General features: G+C 37.2%; 17 protein-coding genes. 5 read left to right on the plus strand and 12 right to left on the minus strand.

The genetic code is table 11. From position 1 onward, the window contains the following. Window positions 1-33: 33 nt before the first annotated feature. A complete protein-coding gene (locus QME58_09025; GenBank protein ID MDI6803971.1) occupies window positions 34-279 on the minus strand; it encodes a hypothetical protein in 246 nt (81 codons plus the stop codon). Window positions 280-899: 620 nt separating this feature from the next. On the opposite strand from QME58_09025, the gene QME58_09030 reads away from it, so the two are divergent. The 5 genes from QME58_09030 (at window position 900) to QME58_09050 (ending at window position 5,154) form a co-directional block, all read left to right on the plus strand. Next, entirely contained in the window at window positions 900-1,871 is a 972-nt protein-coding gene (locus tag QME58_09030) for a hypothetical protein (GenBank protein ID MDI6803972.1), read from the plus strand. 296 nt (window positions 1,872-2,167) lie between these two features. After that, window positions 2,168-2,836, plus strand: a complete 669-nt coding sequence (locus tag QME58_09035; GenBank protein ID MDI6803973.1) for a hypothetical protein — start codon at window positions 2,168-2,170, stop codon at window positions 2,834-2,836. Then, complete coding sequence (locus tag QME58_09040) at window positions 2,823-3,722, plus strand: ABC transporter ATP-binding protein (protein MDI6803974.1); 900 nt, start codon at window positions 2,823-2,825, stop codon at window positions 3,720-3,722. The genes QME58_09035 and QME58_09040 overlap by 14 nt, the downstream gene beginning before the upstream one ends. Beyond that, a complete protein-coding gene (locus QME58_09045; protein ID MDI6803975.1) occupies window positions 3,706-4,491 on the plus strand; it encodes a hypothetical protein in 786 nt (261 codons plus the stop codon). Before QME58_09040 ends, QME58_09045 begins: the two co-directional genes overlap by 17 nt. Beyond that, on the plus strand, window positions 4,492-5,154 hold the full coding sequence (locus QME58_09050) for a hypothetical protein (GenBank protein MDI6803976.1): 663 nt from the start codon (window positions 4,492-4,494) through the stop codon (window positions 5,152-5,154). A gap of 525 nt (window positions 5,155-5,679) precedes the next feature. On the opposite strand, the gene sppA is transcribed toward QME58_09050, so the two are convergent. From sppA to fni, 11 genes are all read right to left on the minus strand, one after another. Beyond that, window positions 5,680-8,106, minus strand: coding sequence for a signal peptide peptidase SppA (sppA, locus tag QME58_09055; protein ID MDI6803977.1), 2,427 nt, complete (start codon window positions 8,104-8,106; stop codon window positions 5,680-5,682). 71 nt (window positions 8,107-8,177) lie between these two features. Then, window positions 8,178-9,611 carry a hypothetical protein gene (locus QME58_09060; protein MDI6803978.1) on the minus strand — a complete coding sequence of 478 codons (1,434 nt, stop codon included), beginning with the start codon at window positions 9,609-9,611 and terminating at the stop codon, window positions 8,178-8,180. A gap of 15 nt (window positions 9,612-9,626) precedes the next feature. Next, window positions 9,627-12,062 (minus strand): tetratricopeptide repeat protein, encoded by a 2,436-nt coding sequence (locus QME58_09065; protein ID MDI6803979.1) that lies wholly within the window; start codon window positions 12,060-12,062, stop codon window positions 9,627-9,629. Between the two features lie 72 nt (window positions 12,063-12,134). Continuing rightward, window positions 12,135-12,914: a PEGA domain-containing protein gene (locus tag QME58_09070; GenBank protein ID MDI6803980.1), complete on the minus strand. Its 780-nt coding sequence runs from the start codon at window positions 12,912-12,914 to the stop codon at window positions 12,135-12,137. Then, on the minus strand, window positions 12,911-14,077 hold the full coding sequence (locus QME58_09075) for a PQQ-binding-like beta-propeller repeat protein (GenBank protein MDI6803981.1): 1,167 nt from the start codon (window positions 14,075-14,077) through the stop codon (window positions 12,911-12,913). The genes QME58_09070 and QME58_09075 overlap by 4 nt, the downstream gene beginning before the upstream one ends. After that, entirely contained in the window at window positions 14,078-16,894 is a 2,817-nt protein-coding gene (locus QME58_09080; protein MDI6803982.1) for a BamA/TamA family outer membrane protein, read from the minus strand. A gap of 8 nt (window positions 16,895-16,902) precedes the next feature. Then, a complete protein-coding gene (locus QME58_09085) occupies window positions 16,903-17,952 on the minus strand; it encodes a bifunctional phosphoglucose/phosphomannose isomerase (GenBank protein ID MDI6803983.1) in 1,050 nt (349 codons plus the stop codon). A 21-nt stretch (window positions 17,953-17,973) separates the two neighbouring features. After that, entirely contained in the window at window positions 17,974-19,743 is a 1,770-nt protein-coding gene (gene ptsP / locus QME58_09090; protein MDI6803984.1) for a phosphoenolpyruvate--protein phosphotransferase, read from the minus strand. A 5-nt stretch (window positions 19,744-19,748) separates the two neighbouring features. Then, entirely contained in the window at window positions 19,749-20,015 is a 267-nt protein-coding gene (locus tag QME58_09095) for an HPr family phosphocarrier protein (GenBank protein MDI6803985.1), read from the minus strand. A gap of 3 nt (window positions 20,016-20,018) precedes the next feature. Beyond that, window positions 20,019-20,990, minus strand: a complete 972-nt coding sequence (locus QME58_09100; GenBank protein ID MDI6803986.1) for a polyprenyl synthetase family protein — start codon at window positions 20,988-20,990, stop codon at window positions 20,019-20,021. After that, complete coding sequence (fni, locus tag QME58_09105) at window positions 20,947-22,011, minus strand: type 2 isopentenyl-diphosphate Delta-isomerase (GenBank protein ID MDI6803987.1); 1,065 nt, start codon at window positions 22,009-22,011, stop codon at window positions 20,947-20,949. The genes QME58_09100 and fni overlap by 44 nt, the downstream gene beginning before the upstream one ends. Between the last annotated feature and the right edge of the window lie 84 nt (window positions 22,012-22,095).

Genomic DNA, 22,095 nt, shown 5'->3' on the forward strand with positions numbered 1-22,095 from the left:
GTTACGCTGTTTCTATCTATCATTTTTACCCACTCACTTCCACGATGAGCCATAATAACGTTGTAAAATGAGTATCTTGAACATCAGCACATAATCGTATGGACGGCAACCGCCAGGACCTTTGGCTTCTTTGTAGAATACTTCATTCAATATCGGGCGAAACATCTCCCAGCCGATTCGTTCGTTAAGATTTTCGAGTGGGTCGCGATGCTGACTCAATTTTTCCAGTCGATAGTGTTCGTCAAAAAAAGATCGCGAACGGTTGTTTTTGTGTTTCATAAAATATATTTTCCTATATTGTTCTCAACCAATATATGCATAATATTTTTTTCTGCAAATTTCGGTGAGTTTCTAGAGATGCCCTTAAGAAATGGTATATAAAAATGGTATACTTTTTTCCTTGACTTTTATGTTGGGCACAATTAAATTGTATGTGCAATTAACTAAAAAAATAACAAAGTAAATGGAGGATTTTATGAAAGTACTAATGAGTCTAATACTAATATTAGTCACCTTGTCTATAGTAAGTCCGGTTGATGTAGTATCAGCGGATATGACAGCAAAGCAATGCAAGGCGGCATTAACCTATTGTGTCAGGGACTGTGAAGATGTTTTCAGGAGTGGTCCATTCTATTGGTTATGCGTGACTGGATGCAATATAGCTTATTTGAATTGCATGCAAGGTGGAGAACCATTAATTTAAAAAATTAACCGCAGCCCTAGACATCTGGGGAGGAAAATTTTGTATTTTACTAACATTATTCGAAGAAGCAATCTATTTTAAAAAATTTGTACTTCGAAATCAACTTCACAAATGTTAGTTTGAAACAAGTATAGTGTGGGGTTTCCCAGATGTAATTTATGGTTCATCAATTGTTTTAAATATAAACCATTAATTTATGTATTCGATATTTACAATTTTAATTGCTGCTCTTCTTTTTACATCTTATGGATACCAATCCGATGGTACAAAAAGAAACCAAAAGCAAGAAGCGGGGATGAAAGAAGTTAATGTCATTGGAACTGATCCAAAGGCATTGATCGGTGAGGCTTCCGATATAGCGATTACTGAAAAAGGGAATGTGTTGGTTGTCGATAAATTGGAGGGATGTATTAAAGAATTTGATCGAAATGGGAAATTGCTAAATAAATTTGAATTACAAGCAGATGGCAGTGGAAATTTTAAAAATCCCGCCAGGATAGGATGTTCAAGAGATTTTATCGCTGTCTCAGAAAATATTTCTTCTCTTATAAATATATTTTCAATTGATTTTAAATTTATAAGGACGATTTATGCTCAAGGAATAGTTTTTGACATCTGCTTCGATCATGATGGTTTTCTATGGGTTGGAGCGTTTACCGGTAAAAAAGGAAAAACTCTCTTCAAGCACGATGTAGAAGGTAAACTGATTAAAACGATTTCTTTGAAACATTCAAGCGGGGATAATTTCGACGATATATTTTCTTTAACAATAACTCAAAACGGATTAATTATTGTTGCCTATGTCGTTCTGAACGCGTTTGAAATTTGGAAAACAACGGGAGAATTTCTAAGTAAGTTCAAAAATCCTCTTATGAAGGATAGGGCTGAATATACATCGATGAAGCTAGACTTATTTTCTAACCAAAAGGTACCCGAAGGAACTATCACAGCCAGTATTTGTACGGACGGCAATAAGTTTTTGTATATACTTGGAGGAACTTATTCTGGAAATCCGATGCGGGATATATTTCAGTTCGACCTTTCAGGTAATTATCTCAAAAAGTTTAACTCTCAAAATAAATTAACTAAAATCTTGTTAGATAAATCGGGGTATTTGTTTACTATAGAGAAAAATAGGACCTTAATTAAGCAATATTCAGTTATATAATTTTAAAAGGGGATGAAATTAGAAAACTACTTCAATACGTAACTTTAGGTTTTGGGGCATTACTACTCCTTGATGTTATATTAAAATTAATATTCATTCAAGACTATACTTTTTTAATCAAGCATTCAAAGCTATTTCGCACCGCAACAGGAATAGAGATTCCAATCATATTATTGGTGCTTCAAATAATTGGAGGCGTATTAATTCTTCTACGATTTAAAACATACTACACAGCGATTGGGGTTTGTATCCTGGAAAGTTTGATGCTGTATATTATTTTTAATAATCTTATAGGCATGAAATATATTTTCACCCTGCATATTTTAAACAACATTTATTTTAGTAAAGAGATGTTTATAGCACATCTTACGTACTTTAATTTATCTGGACTTATTGCGTTTTTAAGCTCAAATATTTCTGTTCAAAAAGATAAAAAGAGTCATTTGGTAGTTTTAATCAGTACGCTGTTTATCTTTTATCTCGAATATGGATTAATTAGTCCTGTATTTCGCGTTCCTCAAAGTAAACAATATTTTAATTCAAAGATAATACAGTATTATCAGAATTCGATTAACGATAAGAATAGATCGAAGGACGGCTGTAACAAGATGATAGTGTACTTTAACCTGTCCGATTTCAACTGTAATGCTTGTATAGAAAATATATTGCTTTTTAATTCTATAGTAAGTTCTGAATCAAATATTGTTAGTGAAAATATTATAGGATTCGTAGGTCCGTTTCAAGACACAGATAGCCTCTGGGAGTTAAGAATTAATCAATGGAAGGATTCATTCAAAATTAAATTTCCTTTATTCCCATATTTCACCGATGATTTCACGTCGAAGAGCAATGTGTCAGTTGTGAATTCTGCCGGGAAGATATTATATTACGATCAATTCCCTATCGACCTTACAAGACAAGAAAATATAATAAATATATGGCTAAAGGAAAATGAAAATAATTGAAGTTAACAATCTTTGTAAAGTATATCCAAAAAAAGTCGAAGCATTAAAGAATGTTTCTTTGGAATTTCATGAAGGAGAAATATTTTGTTTAATTGGGCTAAACGGTGCCGGAAAATCGACGTTCGTAAAAATACTTTTAGAACTTGTAAATCCGACGTCCGGTACTATCCATTATGAAAAGAAAATATTCGGTAAAAACAATCTCAGAAATTCGGTGGGTTATCTGCCGGAAATATTTTCAGCTCCTAAGCATATGACTGCTTACCAACTGCTGCATTACTTAGGCGAGTTAAGCGGAATTAAAGGGCAAATGTTAAAAACGCGGATCGAAAACGCTTTAAATGCTGTCGAGATGTGCGCAAATCAACATCGCAAATTCTCAACCTTTTCAAAAGGTATGCAATTGAGGGCTGGGATTGCACAAGCTATAATTAAAGACGTTCCTCTTTATATTATGGACGAGCCGACCGAAGGACTTGACCCGTTGATGAGAATCAAAGTAAGAGAAATACTACAATCGCTGAGGTCGAATGGTGCTACAGTCATCATCAATTCTCACATGCTGTCCGAAGTTGAACTGATGGCTGACCGGGTTGCCATCATCAATAAAGGTCAGATAATAAAGTCGGGGAATATCGCTGAGATGCTGAAGATAAGAACCGGTTATGAGGTTCAGGTAGGATTCAAACCTGCAATGGAAAATTTAAAGCTTATTGAAAAAGACCACACTTGGTTCTGCATTGTAGACGACAGTAAGAGTTTACAGCTTCTGCTTGAAGAATTGAATAAACAATCTATCAATGTTCTAAGTATTAAATCAAACATACCTACCTTAGAAGAGTATTTTATAACGAATTTGGGAAATGGATATGTATCCGATAATTAAACAAAAAATCAAAGACCTTTCTAAAGAACCAGTATTTTTACTTATTATTGGTATAGAGATAGCTATTTTAATAATTTTAATATTTTTCATTCATGTAAAGGTCGAAGATGGTGTCGTAACACATATCCAGATATTTAAGAGCCAGATAAAAGAAGCCGGATTTTTTTTAAATATGGTGCTGCCTTCGTTTATCGGCACAATTCAAATGATCGTTTTATTTTTAATGATAATTGTACTATCGGGCTCCATAAACCATACATTAAAAAATCCGTTATCTAAAATTGTTCTTACCAAAATTCCTTCTCGCTCACATTTCTTAATCGCAAATTACATAGCTATAAATCTCTTCAATATTATAAACTTGTCTATATTTCTATTATTATTGGTAGCCGTCTTGTTTTTCAAAACCGGGTTTTTTATTATCACAGAACCGCTGTTAGTTGGTTATGATTTTGTAATTGTGATCATTTCGCTAACTGCAATCTTTACGCTTTTTAATATGTTTATCGAAAACGAGACATTTATTAGTGTCGTTGGTTTATTTTTATGCTTTTATTTGGGAGCGAGGTTGGGGGGGCAAATCGACACTGATAATATTTTAAAATTGATTTTAGGAAATGCTTTACCGCCATTATATTATATTAGAGGGTTTGACAGTATCCTTAATCATAATTTGGTCAATTTAAAAACCATAGGTTTTTCTTTCGGTTATGTTCTAATGTATTTACTGATATCAGCTATCATTTATAAAAGGAGAGATCTGAATTAAATGAAGCCGATTTTTCAATTAACTTCCAATATCAACAATAGAGTAAAACTCTTACTATTCTTATTATACTTCTCCTCAATTTTCATTGCTAATTATATTTTACTTTCAGACAGAAACTATCTCGAACAATCTTTTCAAAGTGTTAAAGCTTCAGAACGAAATGAGCAAGCAGAGAGGATGGTGGAGGCAGGCATAGACTACATTTCCAACAATACAATGATTAGAATATTGTATGCTTTGCAAGGTGTGGTAAAGAGTACTTATTCGATTGGAATGCTGGCATTTTTACTTTGGTTAACGTTAGCCTTTATTACCGATTACTGGAATTCATTTCTTAACATATTTTACAGCTTGTCGTTGGCGAGTTCAATACTCACCTTCGGGATAATGCTCGATACAGCAGTTAAATTATTATGTTACAACTATGTCTCTTATTTTGAATTCGGAGTATTGTTTAATTACTTCGACTTACATCGTATCTTAAAAATATTATCATTGGGTTTTCACCTTTTTACTGTGCTATTCCTTGTAACACTGTCCGTCTCGCTTTCTCAGTATTTTAAAGAGAAAATTTTAACAATACTTTTGTTGTCAACTATGTGCTGGTTATTTATAATTCTACTTTCTTATTTTCTTGGATTTAATGTGTCGTTAACCGCGTAACGGTTAAGTTTTGCATTCCGAATCAGAAGAAAGAGTTTATTATAAACAATTGAATTTGAATAATTAGAGGAATTGCTAACTATGCAAATGAGGTTGATATTCTTCCTGAACATATAAGCGAAGTGATGCAGCATAGAACGCTTGACATTACATATATTATTCGCTAAATATTCTATAAGCCCCTGTTGAATTGGCGATAATTTTCTAATGACCACCATTAGAAAAAAGTATAGCTAAATTGTTGTTTAAGAATAAGTTGGGCTATTTGAGCTATCGTTAAAAAGATAAATTACCAAGTCAGAAAAACATACCTAAAAATGGAAACGTAGGGAAAACTAAAATTATATTCTGCTATGAAAGAAGAAGTAGGTTTGAAGGACTCAGGGCTAATACAAATCTTTTTAGTTTGCCCTTCGTTGTATCAAATGATTATTCCTAATAACAAATCCGGGATAATTTTTGTGTTACACCTCCGAACCTTAATGATGTGCGACTCACTTTGGAAGTGAGTCGCACATTGCGTGTTTATTCCTTCTGTCCAAACTCCATTTCATCTATCGGCAGCATCGGCATCGGTTGACCGTTATGCTGCAAACGAAATTTTATGTAGTTTAATGTTGGGTCGTCTTCAACGCGAACACCGAAAAGTTTGGGCTGTAAGAAGCTCATATCAATCCATCCCTTTTCAGGATACTCAACTATATTTACATCCTGATCCGGACAAATGTTTGCTCGGTCTTTTGCAATTTGAATTGCTGTTTCAAGTCCCCCCAATACATCCACCAATCCATTCTGCTTGCCGTCGTAACCCGACCACACGCGCCCCTGAGCAATCGGTTCTATGTCATCGAATTTTTTCTTTCGTCCAAAAGCAACTTTATCCACGAACTCCTTATACCTAGTTTTTATCAAAAATTCTGCTTTCGAGCGTTCATCTTCAGTCATATTGCGGTCGGGAATTCCAAGTCCGACGAACGGCAGTGTAAAACCAAAACCCAAATCAGCATGCTTGCCTACTTTTACGAAATCAGTTGTCATACCGAGTGAGTCCTTCAATCCTTTGTTGTACAGCCATCCACCTATAACACCGATTGAACCTGTAATCGTATTCGGTGCAGCTACAATTGTGTCGGCGTACATTGAGAGCCAATAACCTCCTGAAGCGGCAACGTATCCCTGCGAAATAATAACCGGCTTTTTCTCCTTACATTTTTTCAAAGCTTCTGCGATATAATCTGAAGCCATTGCATCGCCGCCGGGCGAATCAACGCGAAGAACAACTGCTTTCACTTTTGTATTATTTGTTACTGCTTCAACATCTTTTACAAGCTTGCGGGCTGTTATTCCTTCGTCCATAGCGCAGGCGCCTAACGCATATATCACCGCAATCTGCGGTGGCTCGCCCCAATAATTATCATAGGGAAGTTGGAATTTTACGAGTGAACCGGCACCCTCCATTTTCTTTTCTTCACCATCAAACTTTTTCACTATTTCTTTTACAGTTTCCCACCTGCCAATTGTATCGACCAATCCCTCCTTAACGGCATCATCGGGAAGGAAGAATACTACATCATCAACGAGCATGTCGAAACGGTCGTGTGAAATTTTCCGGCTTTCACAAATTTCTGTCTTTGCTAATTTGTAGTAATCGTCTAATATCTTTTGACGTTGTTCACGGTCGGCGTCCGACATTTTATCGCGCGAGTAGCTTTCAACAGCCGATTTATATTTAAAGAAACGCCACTCGTCGAATCCGATACCTAACTTTTCTAACGTACCTTTCAAGAAAGTTCTTCCCATAATATAACCTTCTAAAGTCATCGTTCCGGTTGGGTCCATTACAATTTTATCGGCAACAGATGCGAAATGATAAACGTCTATATTGGGACGGTCGATGAACATAACAACATGCTTGCCCGTTGCTTTAAACTCTTTTAATTGTTCACGAATTTCCCAAAGCATTTCTCGGTTCGACATTAAACCTGAAGTGTTGATGGCAATACCGGCAATACCGGGATCCGACTTCGCCTCTTTTATAGTTGTAAGTAATCCAGCCAAGGTATTCGATTTATCGAAAAGTTTGAAGCGTTGATATTTTACCGGTCCGTTTAAATTTAATTCGATATATTTCTTATCAGGCAAAACTTTAGTACCAATTACGGTTCGGTCATAAGCCCCCATCCTGATTGCATAACTGTTGTAATTGTGCTTTTTATCTTTATCGTAATGCGATTGGGTTGAAACGCCAAATCTACCCAGGCTAAGTTGAACGCCAACCGTAAATGTTTGTGTATTAAAGTACCGACCTGTAAGTCTGACACCGGGTAATGCTTCAACAGCAGCGCCGTAACTCCAGGCTCCTTGTTTGATAGTTTGCTTATTAGCTATGGCATAGTCTGCAAAAAAAGTTACTAATTCATTACCGAGGGGACGAGCAGCTAATTCGAGTACTCCTTCTTTTCTATCTACTTTTGTGAATGTCCCCATTGCACCGATTGAAAAATATTGAATCGGTCTGAAGAGCGATCCTACAGTAATTATTTTTCTTCGATGGAAATACTTAGTGTCGCCCGCTGACCATCCGACACCGAGTCCAAAGGCAGTTGTTTTGTCGCCGAAGCCGAGAGACATGCGATAATCAGTAACTGACTTTCCCGCTTCCTTCTGATGAATCAAACCAAATCCAATATTCGGTGCCGCTGTAAACAATCCCAATCGATTAAAGTCGCTCCACTTTCCTGTCGCATCCGACCAAGTGAACATAAAATCGGGTTGACGGATGTATGTTAGCAACGCAGGATTATCATAGCCGTATAATCCGAACTTCATCGCTCCGGGAGATGTTAAAAGAAAATCATTTTGAGAATGAAAATTCGAAAAACCGGGTTGTTGAGCATTTGAGACATTTACAGAAATAAGAAAAAAGAAAAATAGTAATTTTAAAATTTTCATAATAATTCCTTTAATTTTTTTGTTTGTATCGGAGCCATCGTAAAAAAGTTTCACTTGAACGATGCTGTAAGTTATGCGTGTTGTTTTATTTTTTGTTCTAATTTAACATGCTGATCGTGTGAAATATTCAATTCCTGCCGGATAATTTCAAGCCGGTTTTGTTCTTCAGGTTTGATTGAACCATCACGACAGCATTCGCGTAAATTTTCTTCATAGCAAAGTATTTGAATTTCTCGTTCGAACTTTTCGTGTTCGTCTTTCGTAATGTCTAACTCAGCTTTGCGTGTCTCAATAGATGCAAGTTCTTCTATAGTTGGACTCCCCTCTATCCATGCATCTTTTAAAGTCCTTTTATAAGATTCATATAAAAAATCTTTCGAAACCACTTTTGCTTTTTCGTAATCTTCTTCCCATAACTTCATTTGTTCTTGTTTGAAAAACTTCTCAAGTCTGATAGCTTCTTCGCTATTAGAGTCTATCAACAAAGCTTTAGCAATTTCCACTGAAGCCTCTTCAAATTTTCCGACCATAATGAGTTCTTTGCCGGCACTTAAATGTTCAATTATTTTTTTATTCTTCGCCAGCTCGGCACCTTCCTGTTCGGCTGCTTTTAAAAATTCTTCTTCTAATTTCCTTTTAGCTTCTTCGGCAGCTTTTCTTCTTTCTTCTTCCTCGATTCTGCGACGTTCTTCTTCTTCTCTTCTTTTGGCTTCTTCTTCTTTTCTTCTGTGTTCTTCTTCCTCACGCTGAAGTTTTTCTTCTTCTTCTCTCCTTTTGCGTTCTTCTTCCTCTTTTTTTCTAAATTCTTCTTCCTGTCTGAGCCTTTTTTCTTCTTCAGCGGCTTTGCGTTGAGCTTCTTGACGGCGATTTTTTTCTTCTTCTTCTTTTCTGATTTCTTCGATTCGAAGTTTTTCATCTGCTTCAGCACGGCGACGAATTTCTTCTCCCAATTTGCGGCGTTCTTCTTCGATAGGAAGGAGTCCTTTTTCTAAACGCTTTTGTTTTTCTTCAGCGGCTTTAATTTTACTTTTATCAGCTTCAAAATCTTGTTTCTTATTGATTTTAGAATCAAACTTACGCTTCTCTTCGTCTTCTGCATAGCGTAGAATTTCAAGTTCACTCGCTCGTCGGCGCAGTTCCTCTTCAGCTTGTTTGCGAGCATTTTCAGAAAGTCGTTTAGCTTCGTCATTTTCCTGTTTTTTCTTGTCTTTTAATTTCTGCCGGGCTTCTTCCTGCGTCTTCTGCCGAATATCCTCAACAGATTTTTTCTCTTCGTTGGCGGGAGAATCCAATTGATCCATTTCCCGCTGTTGCTCTAAGCTATTATTAACCCTATCCTTATACGCAAGGGCATAAAAATTCTCAGGATCAATCTCTATCGCAAGCTGAACTGATTCAAGGGCTTTTCCATAATCACCGGCTTTAAAAAATTTATCCGCTGTTTTAAGATAATCGCCGGCGATCCTTCGCCTTTCGTCCTTGCTTAATGTTTTATCGCCTTTCATATTCTATCTTCTATTTTATTTTTCTTTCAATCGAATTGCACCGGAAAATTCAGGTGTCCTTCGTAAATTATAGAAATCGATATCCAATATTTCTTCGGTACTATAATGTAACGACACAGCTTTTTGTAATTTATCTAACGCCTTGCTAAATGCCTGTTCGGGATTGCGTTTGTTTTTGGTTGTAACTTTTAGTGTATCGCTTCGTCCGCCTTGTATCGCATACATCCGGGCGGCTTTATAATTAATTGCATAATTTTCCGGAGCCAAAGCTATAGCTCTTTGTGATAATTTTTCAGCTTCAGCAAATCGCCCCATACGTGTGTAAATTAATGCACGATAAATTTCCAGATTAGCATCGTTTGGCTTCTTAGTTAATTCTAATTCTATAAGATCAAGAGCATTATTTAAAAGGGGCATTGCATCCTTCGATTGTCCTATCCCCTGATATAAACGAGCTAACTTATATCGGCTTTCATAATCTTTTGGATTTTGGATAATTAAATTTTCAAAGATTCTTACAAGTCGGTATGAATATTTTATAAGCAAGGTAGGATCGGACATTATCACATTTGTAACATAGTTACTAATATATGTAGAACTATCTTTTGTTAGCGGTAAGTATCCATTATAAATAGATAAAGCAACATTATATTCTTCTTTCAGTTGATGTGCGGCGGTTATAAATTTAATTATTTCAGGATTGAATGGATCAAGATTATAAGCTTTAGTTAAAGCATCAATGGCGTCGGAATATTTGCCGGTAAAAATATAAAGCTTACCGATAGCTGTATAATTTTCTGAAATATTCGGATTTAATTTTATTACCTCGTTCAACTCTGAATTAGCTGCATTGAACCTTTTATTATATATGTGCAATAAACCAAGATAACGTTTTGTTTGTACCGATTTATAAGTGGAAATATCCGCACGCTGAAGCATATCTTCGGCTTTAGCAAACACTTTTTTCGATTTATTCCACCCATTTTCAATTTTTAAAATCGAAGCGTAACCGCTTGCAGCAAAAGCTTCGGTAAAGCTGTTATCTTCCGAGGCGGCATAATCGAATAATTGTTCAGCGTTTTCACAACTTTCATACGTGTTCCGATGCAGTAATTCGAGTCCTCGCAGATACATCAAAAAGGCGGTATTATTATTTGAGGAAATCCTGAATGCCTGTTGATTATTTTCAAGATCTTCAACACGAAATTCATCCGCTATCTTTTTACATATTTCAGCGGGAAATTCAATTATAAGGTTTTCGTCTTTTTGTATCTGTTTTTTCCATATAACGTTGTTCGCGGAATCTTTTAAAGATAAATCTATAATCCGTTGTTTATCCGATCGCGATATTACTCCTTCCAATTGATAATTAAATCCGGCGGCGACAATCAGATTGTTAATATTGGTTGAATAATTTTCGAGTGTCCTGATTGATGCAATACCCATCGTTTGAAATCCGGGTATTGTAGCAAGGCGGTTTGAAATTTCCTGAGATAAAGCCTTACCGAGAATGTCGTCCTCTAATATTCCGGTGCTGCTTTTAAATGATATGACTGCAATAGAAGGAACTGGAGGGAATATGATTGGGATGAGTTGTGAAATTATTATACCCGCCACAACAACTGCGACCATAATAAGAGCAAGCCATGGAATTCTTCGTGGAGTTTTAAACTGCGGAGAAGGAAGTTTGATTTCAGCAGCTTTTTCGATTTCTTTTTTTTCGGCAACTTCCGTTGTCTCAATTTCTTCTTCAGCTATAGGCTCAAAAATTTGATGAGTAGATCGTATTTTTTTCCTTAATGCTAATGCCTCAGCGTGATGAGAATCGTGCACGAGAGCTTTAGCAATTTCAATTAAAGCACGATCGTAATCTCCCCTATCCATATGAAGTTTTGCTTCCTCAAGCATCATTCGAATGCGTATCTCTCGTTCCTCCTTTTTACGGGCTTCTTCTTCTTCTCTACGAGCTTTTTCTTCTTCTCGACTGAGTCGGTCTAACTCCTCACGAAGCCGGCGTTCTTCTTCAAGCCTTCTTTTTTCTTCTTCAATCTGGCGAAGTCGCTCTTCTTCAAACTTGCTTTTCTCTTGTTTAATTCTGAGCCGTTCTTCTTCTTCTCGGCGGCGTTGATCTTCCTCTAATTGTTTCTGTCGTTCTTCCTCGTTGTGTTTTCTAATTTCTATCTTTCTTGCCCGCTCAATTTTCAAAAGACGCTGTATCGCTACTTCTCTCTCTAATAAAACATTTTCCGAATTCTTTCTATGTTTTTCAGCCTCGTTCAATTTGCCTTCGTGCTGCCTAAAAAAATCCTGATATCTTATTCGTGCAAATTCTGCAACATTCCTCTCTAATTCTCCAATTCGGAGCAATTCTTCGGCTTCAGCTTTTTGCCTTACCTCGTTAGCCCGTTTTTTTAGGTCTTCACTAATTTCAAAACTCATAGTATTTGTCATTTTGTAAACCTATGGCTTATAAATTTTTAAAAATATATCGAAAACACCCGTGAATGTCAAACACCCGTGTGTTTATTTCGATAATAATAAATATGTTAACAACAAACTGCTAATTTCAGCAACTACCAATGAAATTCCTGAATAGGTATCGAGTTTGCGGACTTTTGTTAATAAACTTGCATCTCCGGTTTTTCGATAAAGTTTATAATACTCATCAGCTTTAATTTTTGTATAAATTGCCGTCGCTCCGAACAGAACAGTACCACCAGCCGCTACATAAACCGACCCTTGAAGTTTATTACCATCATTAGATAAATATTTATTTTGATGGATAAGAATATTTTGTTCCTTCGGTTGAAGCTCTACGTCGATTCTCGAATTGTTTTTGTCGTTAGGTATAGTAAGTTTTTCGTAACCGGCTTTATTAAAAGTTATTACGTTGATATCCGATTTTGAATAAAACACTGTCGGAGTTTTTCCAATCAACGAATCTTTGTAATAAACACCCGCGCCCGACGGAGAGGAAGAAATAAACCAGATATATTCAAGTTCAATTTTCTTTACAAAATTTTCATTCAGTTGAATTTGGATTGAATCGATATATGATTTCGAAAACCAACTGCATTCGTCAGGACTCAAAACTCTCAGAACATAAAAACCCGGCTTAACCGTATAATTCTCCAATGGTGTATAGCCTACTAATGTTGTATCTAAAAATATTTTCGCATTTTGTACATTACAATAAATGGATATTCTCGATTCAGGGATTACCACATTATCTTGAGCGTGAGTATGAGTAAAGATTAAAATTATGAAGCAAAAATAAGTAATATATTTTAGAATTGATTTCATTTGAAGTCTTTTATACTTTCAACGAAAGCAGTAACAATTTGATTGTCGGTTAAAACAAAGAGGTATCCGCCCCAAATAACGGGAGATGATTTAATTCTACTTTTCATAAGATACGACCAAATAAGATTGCCCGTATGGATATTAAGAGCATACAATTTTTTATCGAGCGAGCCAATGTAAAGTATATTGCCGGATATTATCGGTGCGGCATAAAAATTACTTTGAGCTTTAAAATTCCATTTCTCCGTACCGTCTGTAATATCTAAACATCTCAACATTCCATCTGAAGCTCCAACATACACAAACGAATCCGAAACAGCTTGGGATGAAAAAATGGGAGCTGAAAATTTTTTCTTCCAAATCAAATTACCATCCGTAATATTCACACAATAATAATATCCGTCGAGCGAGCCAAACACAACAGCATTTCCAACGATAGATGGTGATGAAAAAATACTCTTATCGGTTGTATATTTCCATTTAAGTTTTCCGTTATCGATATCAACAGCGTACAAATTATCATCGTCGCTGCCTACAACAACTGTGTTTCCATTGGTAGCAGGTGCCGACCGCATTGGTTTCACATTTTTTTTCGCGGAGACAAACTCCCAATTAAGAATTCCTGTGCGTACATTAATTGCTGATAACTTACCTTCAAGAGATGCAACAAAAACCTGGTTACCATAAAGCAAAGGCGGTGTTTCAATTTGACCGACATTTATCGTCCACTCATACTTACCGTTGAGCAAATCAAACTTCCCAAGTGTTTTACTATTATTCAACAGTGCGATATATGCAGCGCCTGTAGTCAGAGCAACTGGCCCGGTAATCGCTGTTCCAAATTTTTGCTTTTTAATTTTATTGCCGGATTGGATATCGACTAAATGTAAATCGCCGCGTAAATTTCCAACGAAGAGAATGCTATCGGATGCAGTTAACGAGTATGGTCCGAACCCTGCCTCGGCGTCATACTCCCAAACCGGTACGAGCGGTGGTGTTAATTCTATTTTGCTGTAGTTCGTCCGTAGATGGTTACCGCCATATTGAATCCAATCGGTCGCTTGCGGTTTAATTTGTTTCGTTAATTTGATTACGCTACAACTGAAAATATTTATTGCAAGCATAAAATACACGACGAAAATATTACGAAAGAAATTTTGCATTTAAAAATCCCACCCGAAGAAAAATTGATGGAAGTAATCTTTCTGAACAGTAGTAAGTTTATTTTCGATACGTTTTCCGAAATCATATCTCAGCACAAGGAAGCCGCCTAAATTTAAACGCAGCCCTGCGCCGTAGCTTGCCAGAGTTTCAATGTAAATTTTATCCCAAGCATTTCCTGCATCAAAAAAGGCAGCACCTCGAAGACCTACAAAAGTAAGCCCGAAAAAGGGGAATTTAACCGTTATTTGGTCGATAAACGGAAATCGTAACTCGTGCGAAACAAGCCATAGTTTTTGCCCTCGCAGCGACCAGCGTGGATAGCCTCGCAAATCCCAGTTGCCACCCATAAAAAATCGTCTCGCCTCTTGTCCGTCGTTGTAAAACAACCAGTAGCGCATAGCATAAGCGCTCCGCTGCGTCAACCTGATGTAGTGGCGATAATCAAAAATAAATGAGTAATAATTCGCATTCGAATATTGGATGTCGGTTGTGTAAGCAAAAGTAATTTTAAATCGGCTGCCATCGAGTGGACCGCTTGGACCCCAGAGCGAATTATCGTGAACAAACGTAATGGAGTTCGACAAAAAGAGGGCTTTGCGACCACGAATAGTCTCGATAATTTCTTTCTCAGAATTACTGATGCTTGTAACCGATTCGAGGCGCTTGAATTTTGATAACGGATAACTCAACGCAAAATATCCGCCGAATACTCTTTCGAAGTAAAAATAATCAGGATCGGTGAGGTCGTAACGCCTACCCGAAAATCTGAATATCCCATAACCAAAGTTTGTCCGTTGTGTTAAAGAGATGCGGCTAATTGCGAAATTAAAACTATTCAAAAGCTCCGATTGACTTTGAGCAGTATTGTAAATTAGAAAATAGTATTGCTCGTTTCCTAACAGATCGCTCAAGGCAACGAATGCCCCGCCTGATGTTCCGAAAACCGGATCGGTAGATATCTGACTTTGTGCAATATCGAGACTGTATTCATCGATATATTTAAGCGACTTTGTTTCTGAAACACCGATAATAGATTTAGGAATCCACTTTTCTTCAAACGGAAGGATGTTTACAGTTCGCCTCGTTGATGAGGAATCGTAAATAGCATTTACATTTTCGATCGTACGAATTTGAAAACTATAATTTTCGAAAACCGCAAAAAGTATTCTGCTGCTATCAGCGAATGTCGGGTCAAAAGCGGCTGTCGTGAAATTTGTTAGCTTTCTCATCTCCCGTGGATGCTTACTATCATTTTGCATCATCCAGATATTTCTCGAACCGCCAATATCCGATGCGAACATCAGCCACTTGCCGTCGGCACTCCAGTCGGGCGAATAATAATTATTTCCACCGTAAGTCAGATACCCGATATCTGATGTTTCGAGGTTGTAGCTAAATAAATTATAAACTCCGTGTTTTCCGAAAGGAGTTCTATCGGAACTAAAAGCTATCAGCTTACCATCGGGAGACCACGAGGGGTCTCGGTCATCGTACATATCGTTAGTTAATTTTTTTAAAGCCTTTTCATCCACATTCCAAATATAAAGGTCGTAACTTCCTGAAATATCGGTTGCGGAAATAACTATCTGCTTACCATCGGGCGACCACGAAGCCGATCCTAATGCAATTAAATCTGAAAAACGGAGTGTTTCGATAATTTTTTTGCCCGCTAAATCGAACAAATGCAGAACATCGTTCTCACCACTCTTTGTTACGAAAATTAATACACCATCCTTCGATATTGATAACTTGTTTTGAAATAAATGGAATGCCTCGAATTCATCTGTTCTTTCTCCCTCTATCAATAACTTCGGTTTCTTCTCGGGAGTGTTCAAATCTAATTCATATATACTCGAATATCCCGAATGGTTGGCTACGAAATACATCTTACGTGAAGTGTCGGCATTCTGTAGTTTAAAAAACACCGGTTTCGAGTTGAATCCTTTAGTTACCAATTCTTCGGTTACATTTCCGGCCTGATCTTGGTTTGATAGAATCGGATAATACTTTTTTTTCAGGGAATAAATCCAATCTTTATCAAATTCTTCATAGTCAACACCGAGGGTAAGTTTAAAAACTTTTTCAAAAGTAGATTCCTTCCAGAAGTTTTCCATCAGCAGCAGAATTTTTTCTTCACCGAATTTTTCAGCGATAAATTCAACAATCGACTGCCCTTCTTTGTACATCAAATAAGTTCCGTAAATCCTATCAATATTATCCAACGGAACAATGTAGTTATTCAGAACGGCATCGCGAAGAATCATTTCGGCTTGGTTATCCCAATCGGTTGACCAATATTCGGCTATTCCTTCCACAAACCAGAGGGGGGGCAGGCGGTCGGTAAATACACGATGATCCCGCATCACACTATTTATTTTACTGTACATAAAAACATGCACAAGCTCGTGTTCGATTACATGCCGGAACTGTTCCAGCGAACCGTTAAAAGGAATTACGACTCGTCCTTTAATAAATTCGAAAAACCCTCCCACACCTTCCGGAATAAAACCCGGCGTTACATTAGTTTGCTGAAAATGTAAATGAGTGCTATAAAAAATTAATGGAATTCTTTTAAGAACGTTATGATTAAATTTTTGTTCGAGATTTTTGTAAGATTGTTCGGCAACATAAGCCCCTTTCTCAGCCAACTCCTGCATCCCGTTGTAATAATATATATCGAAATGCTCGGTTTCAAGAACATGCCAGTCGAATTGCGTGTATTGAACTTTATTCCTGCCAAAATAAAAAAACTGTGAATAAAGTAATTCATTGCAAATCAACAACAGTAATAAAAAAATGAAGCAAGATTTCTTCATTTAATTCGCTAAACTTTGGCTAACTCGTTTTTTAGATAATCAATAATAGTTACTGGTGTTGGATCGATGCCGTTGATAATTGCAAGATAATAGCTCACCCAATCGCCAAAATAGATAAGGGAAAAAATCCGGGTTAACGGCGAGTTGCCTGCGCTGCTAATGTTTATAACATTACCCGCATATTCGTTCATAATATCCTGCATTATATTCATACGAATTTGCACCCGCTTGTGGTCGGCTTTGTCCCGTAAAAATATTACAGCCATCTCCGACATCTGGCGTTTGAGCACTTTCCATCCGACTAACTCGTTGTGATTCATTTCAGGAAGGGTATGACCGAAAGCCAAGACTTTTGAATTCTCGCAAAGCTGTCCTCGCCATCGAATGTTCACACTATCGAACCGGTCGGCGGACGAATAAATGATTGGTATTTTCTTAAATAATTCAGACGCCAATAAGAGTGTCGGATTTTTTTCAGAATTTAATTTTTGATATTGTAGCGATTTCTTTTTTAAGAACGATATGGTTTCCTTAATTTCTTTATCCCGATTTTTAATAAGTCCGATTTTAACTAATGCCATTAACAAGGGGAAAAATGAAAAACCTAAAGCAGCACGTGGAGGATAACCCTTTGGAATTTTGATTATCGGATGATTGTATTTTTTAGCTAATTTTTCTGTTTCACCGCCGGATGAGATACAAAGAACTTGTGCCCCGCGCTTCTGTGCATCCTGATGAGCAGCGATGGTTTCTTCAGTGTTCCCTGAATAACTCGAAACAACAACCAGGCTGTTCTTATCGACAAAATCGGGCAGGAAATAATGCCGGTTCACGACGAACGGTACATTCAAATCGGATGCTAAATACGAACGTAATATATCGCTGCCGATTGCCGAACCTCCTAATCCGGTTACAACAATATTTTTGATAGCTGATTTTTTTAGATTCACTGTTGCTTTTGCACCTATCGAAACCGCTTCGGTTACTTGCTTATGAAAATCAATGAGCAGTTTCCGCATATTTGATTTATCGTAAAGTTGAATTGATTTGTCTTTCATAAATTTCCTTGATTTTATTGTTTACTCGTTGTTGTTTTCAAGTAGTATATCGGAAAACCTCTTTTCTATATAGTGGCGTAAGTAAGAGCGCACTTCTTCAGTAGTGCGTAATCTCAAAACTTCACTGGCAAGTCTTTGTGCCTGCGAGTAACTCACCGAGCGGATAATTTTTTTTATTTCGGGAAGCACCGACGGAACTACGCTAAACTCATCTAAACCTAAACCGACCAATAAAACAGTCGCTAGCGGATTGCCAGCCAATTCGCCGCACATACCGACCCATTTTTTTTCCTTATGACCTGCTTTAATAATATGCCGGATTGTATGAATCACACTCGGATGAAATTCCTGATATAAATCCGAAATAATATCGTTGCCACGATCGACTGCCAACAGATATTGAGTTAAATCGTTTGTTCCGATACTCAAAAAATCGACTTCTTTAGCAATAGTATCGGCAGTAACAGCGGCAGATGGAACTTCGATCATAACGCCAACTTGAATATCACGATCGAATTTTATTTTTTTTGATCTAAGTTCGGCTTTGGCAATCTCGATGTATTCTTTTGCTTTAATAACTTCTTCGACGGTAGTAACCATGGGGAACATAACAGCGATGTTTTTCCTTGAGCTTGCCCGTAGAATAGCACGGAGTTGTTCAAGTAAAATTTCAGGACGGTCGAGAAAGATACGGATTCCCCTCCAACCTAAGAACGGGTTTGCTTCTTCGATTGTTTGCGGTGCAATTTTATCGCCGCCGATATCAAAGGTTCGAATAATAACAAGATTCGGAAAAACTCTATCGGCAAATAGTTTATACTTCTTATACTGTTTCTCCTCACTCGGAATTTGGTCGCTGGCAAACAATAAACTTTCGGTTCGATACAAACCGATTCCGTCGCCGCCTTGTAACAACATATATTCAAGTTCTTCTTCGAATTCAATATTAGTTGCAAGTTCAACTTTCCGTCCATCCAAAGTTTTCGCCGGAAGCGATTTAAACTGTGCAAGATTTGATTCGAATTGAGTGTATCTCTCTTTTTTTATTTGATATTTTAATAGCTGCTCAGACGAAGGATTAATAATCACATTGCCGCTGTAGCCATCGAGTATTAGTGAGTCGCCGGGAGAAATCCTGCGGGAAATATCACCTAACCCCAAAACTGCAGGAATTTTCAATGCTCTCGAAAGAATTGCAGCGTGCGATGTAATTCCCCCTTTATCAGTTGCATAACCGAGAACGGCATTTCTGCTGAATATCATCGTATCGGCAGGAGTAAGGTTGTGCGACACTAAAATTGCTGCCGATTCAAACTTGGATATAAGTTTTGTCGATTGCATATTGCGGATGATACGATTTTTCAAGTCATCAACATCGTGAGCCCGCTCGTGCATATAATCGTCCTGAGCCATCAACATCATCTTTTCGTATTTGCTGATTTCATTATTAACTATAAATTCAGCATTGCGGAGTTCAGAACGAATCCGCTTGACGAGAGAATCGATTAAAAACTGATCACGCAAAATCATTATCTGTGCTTCGAATATCTTAGATTTGCTCTCTCCGATTTTTGCTTGTGCGAAGGACAAAATTTTTGTAAGTTCCTTCTCCGATTTTGCAATAGCTTTCTTTAACCGTTCTATTTCAGAATCTATGTCCGCGGGGTTTAAAGTACGTTCGATAGCCGAAGGAACATCACGTGTGTAGAGATAAATATTTCCGATGGCAATTCCTGGTGCGGCAGGAATTCCCCGCATAATTATTTCCGATTTAATTTTATCTTCAGTCATAAATTTTATGCTTCATCAAAACCACGATCGAACAATTCACAAACTGCTTTTGCCGCATCTTTTTGGTCAACTCCGTCAAACCGGAGATTTAATTTTGCCCCCTGCTCGGCGGCAAGTGTCATAACGCCAATTATACTTTTACCGTTAATTTCATATCCATCTTTATATATAAAAAAATCGGATTTAAACTTGGCAGCAGTTTTTACTAATTGAGCGGCAGGGCGTGTATGTAAGCCTGCTTTGTTTTTAATTACTACTTCAACTTCAAACATCTTTTAAGAATTTCTGTGAATTATTTTTTCAGCAAGATCTGCCAATAAGCCGGTAGCTTGGTTGGATTTAAGCCCTGCAATATTTCGTTTTGCTTTCAGCGTATATTTTACAATTTCTTTCTGGGCAAAATCCGTTACACCAAGCCGGTGATATATATTTTTAACGCTCTCAATTTTTTTACATCCTATCAGCTGCCCGTTGGCAACTTGTTTGAGTAATGCCAAATCACCTGGCTCAGCAAATTCGAGGGCTTTTAATAGCAAGATAGTTTTTTTGCCCTCTAAAATATCTTTTCCGATCGGCTTACCTAAAGTGTCTGCCTTGCCTATAATATCCAACAAGTCGTCATTAATTTGAAATGCTATACCGAGATTAGTACCATAATTTCGAAGGGCAGAAACTTGTTTTTTTGAACCGCCTCCGGCAATGGCGCCAATTTCGGCGGCAGCCGAAATCAAGCAAGCAGTTTTCTTATTTATCATCTCGTAATACTGTCCGACGGAAATCAGGTCTTTTTTTCCATACTCGATATCTAAATCCTGTCCTTCGCACACTGTAATAAAAGCATTTGTAAACACTTTTGCAATTTCAGCCAACTTGTCGCATCGAGTTTTCAAAAGAGATTGATAAGCAATGCCAGCAAGCATATCGCCCGCTAAAATCGCCGTGTTAGTAGACCACTTTTTATGAATCGTTTTGATGCCTCTTCGTGAGTCGGCATTATCAATAATATCATCGTGGACGAGTGTGAAAGTGTGCAATAGTTCAACAGCAACAGCCGCATCGAGTATGTTGCGATAATTACCACCGACAGATTCAGCGGCAAGTAATGTAATAATTGGACGCAGCCGTTTTCCTCCTGCTGTCAGAATATATTCAATCGGTTTATAAATGAAGCCATCACGTTTTGATAGCACCTTCATTTTTTTTTCAATTGCCTGTCGTAATACTGTAATTTCTTTGTTTGCACCCATAAATTTTTGTTTTCTTTAAAGTTTCTATATTTTTTGCACCCACAAGAAACATAACTCCTCGCAATTCTGTTTTCCACAGAGATAAAATTTCACTGATACCTCGTTCGCCTCGTTGTTTTAAAGCTTTTAAAATTGGAGTTGCAGATGCGGCGACATTAGCACCTAATGCAAGAGCTTTCGCGATATCAAGTCCACATCTAATTCCACCCGAACCGATTATAAAAATTTTCTTGGATAATTTTCTGATTCCGATTATCGAATCTGCAGTCGGAATTCCCCAGTCCCAAAATGTATCTGCTAACGAGTCATCATTACGACGAATAATTTCTACCCCAGCCCAACTTGTTCCACCTGCACCGGCAGTATCTATAATGTTGACACCGACATTCATCAACTTTTGAGCTACGGTTGGAGAAATTCCGGCGCCAATTTCTTTCACTATAATCGGAACATTTAAGTATTTAACTAAATTCTCAATCCCTTTGAGAACACCTGTAAAATCAGTTTTGCCTTCGGGTTGCAGAAATTCTTGAAGCGGATTTAGATGAACTGCAAAAGCATCGGCTTGAATAGTATCAACCAATCTTTGGATATGTGATACATTTTTTATTAAAGCAATTTCTGCCGCTCCAATATTTCCTATTACCGGGATACCGGGTGCATTCTTCCGAACAATCTTAAATGATTTAATGTATTTTGAATTTTCTAATGCCTGACGTTGACTACCCACTCCCATTGCAACTGAAAATTCGTTACACACAGTTGCGAGTAAACTATTTATCTTTTCTGCTCCTAAAAATCCTCCGGTCATTGATGAAACCATAAACGGAAAACTCAACTGTTTGCCTAAAAATTTAGTCGATGTATCTATCGTGTTTGCATTTAATTCGGGAAGAGCGTTGTGTTCAAATTCATACAACTCGAAGCCAGTTCGTTTTTGCCGAAAACCGATATCTTCTTTCAAAGTTATACCGATATGATCTGCTTTGCGTTTTGATGTTTGTTGATTTTTTGCAGCCATTTTATTATTGCTAACTTATTGAATGATAAGAAATTACGACTATATAAGCAAGCGGTTTAGAAAAACGTGACACCGATTACCCTT

It is taken from the genome of Bacteroidota bacterium, assembly GCA_030017895.1.
Taxonomy (GTDB): Bacteria; Bacteroidota; Ignavibacteria; order UBA10030; family BY39; genus JASEGV01.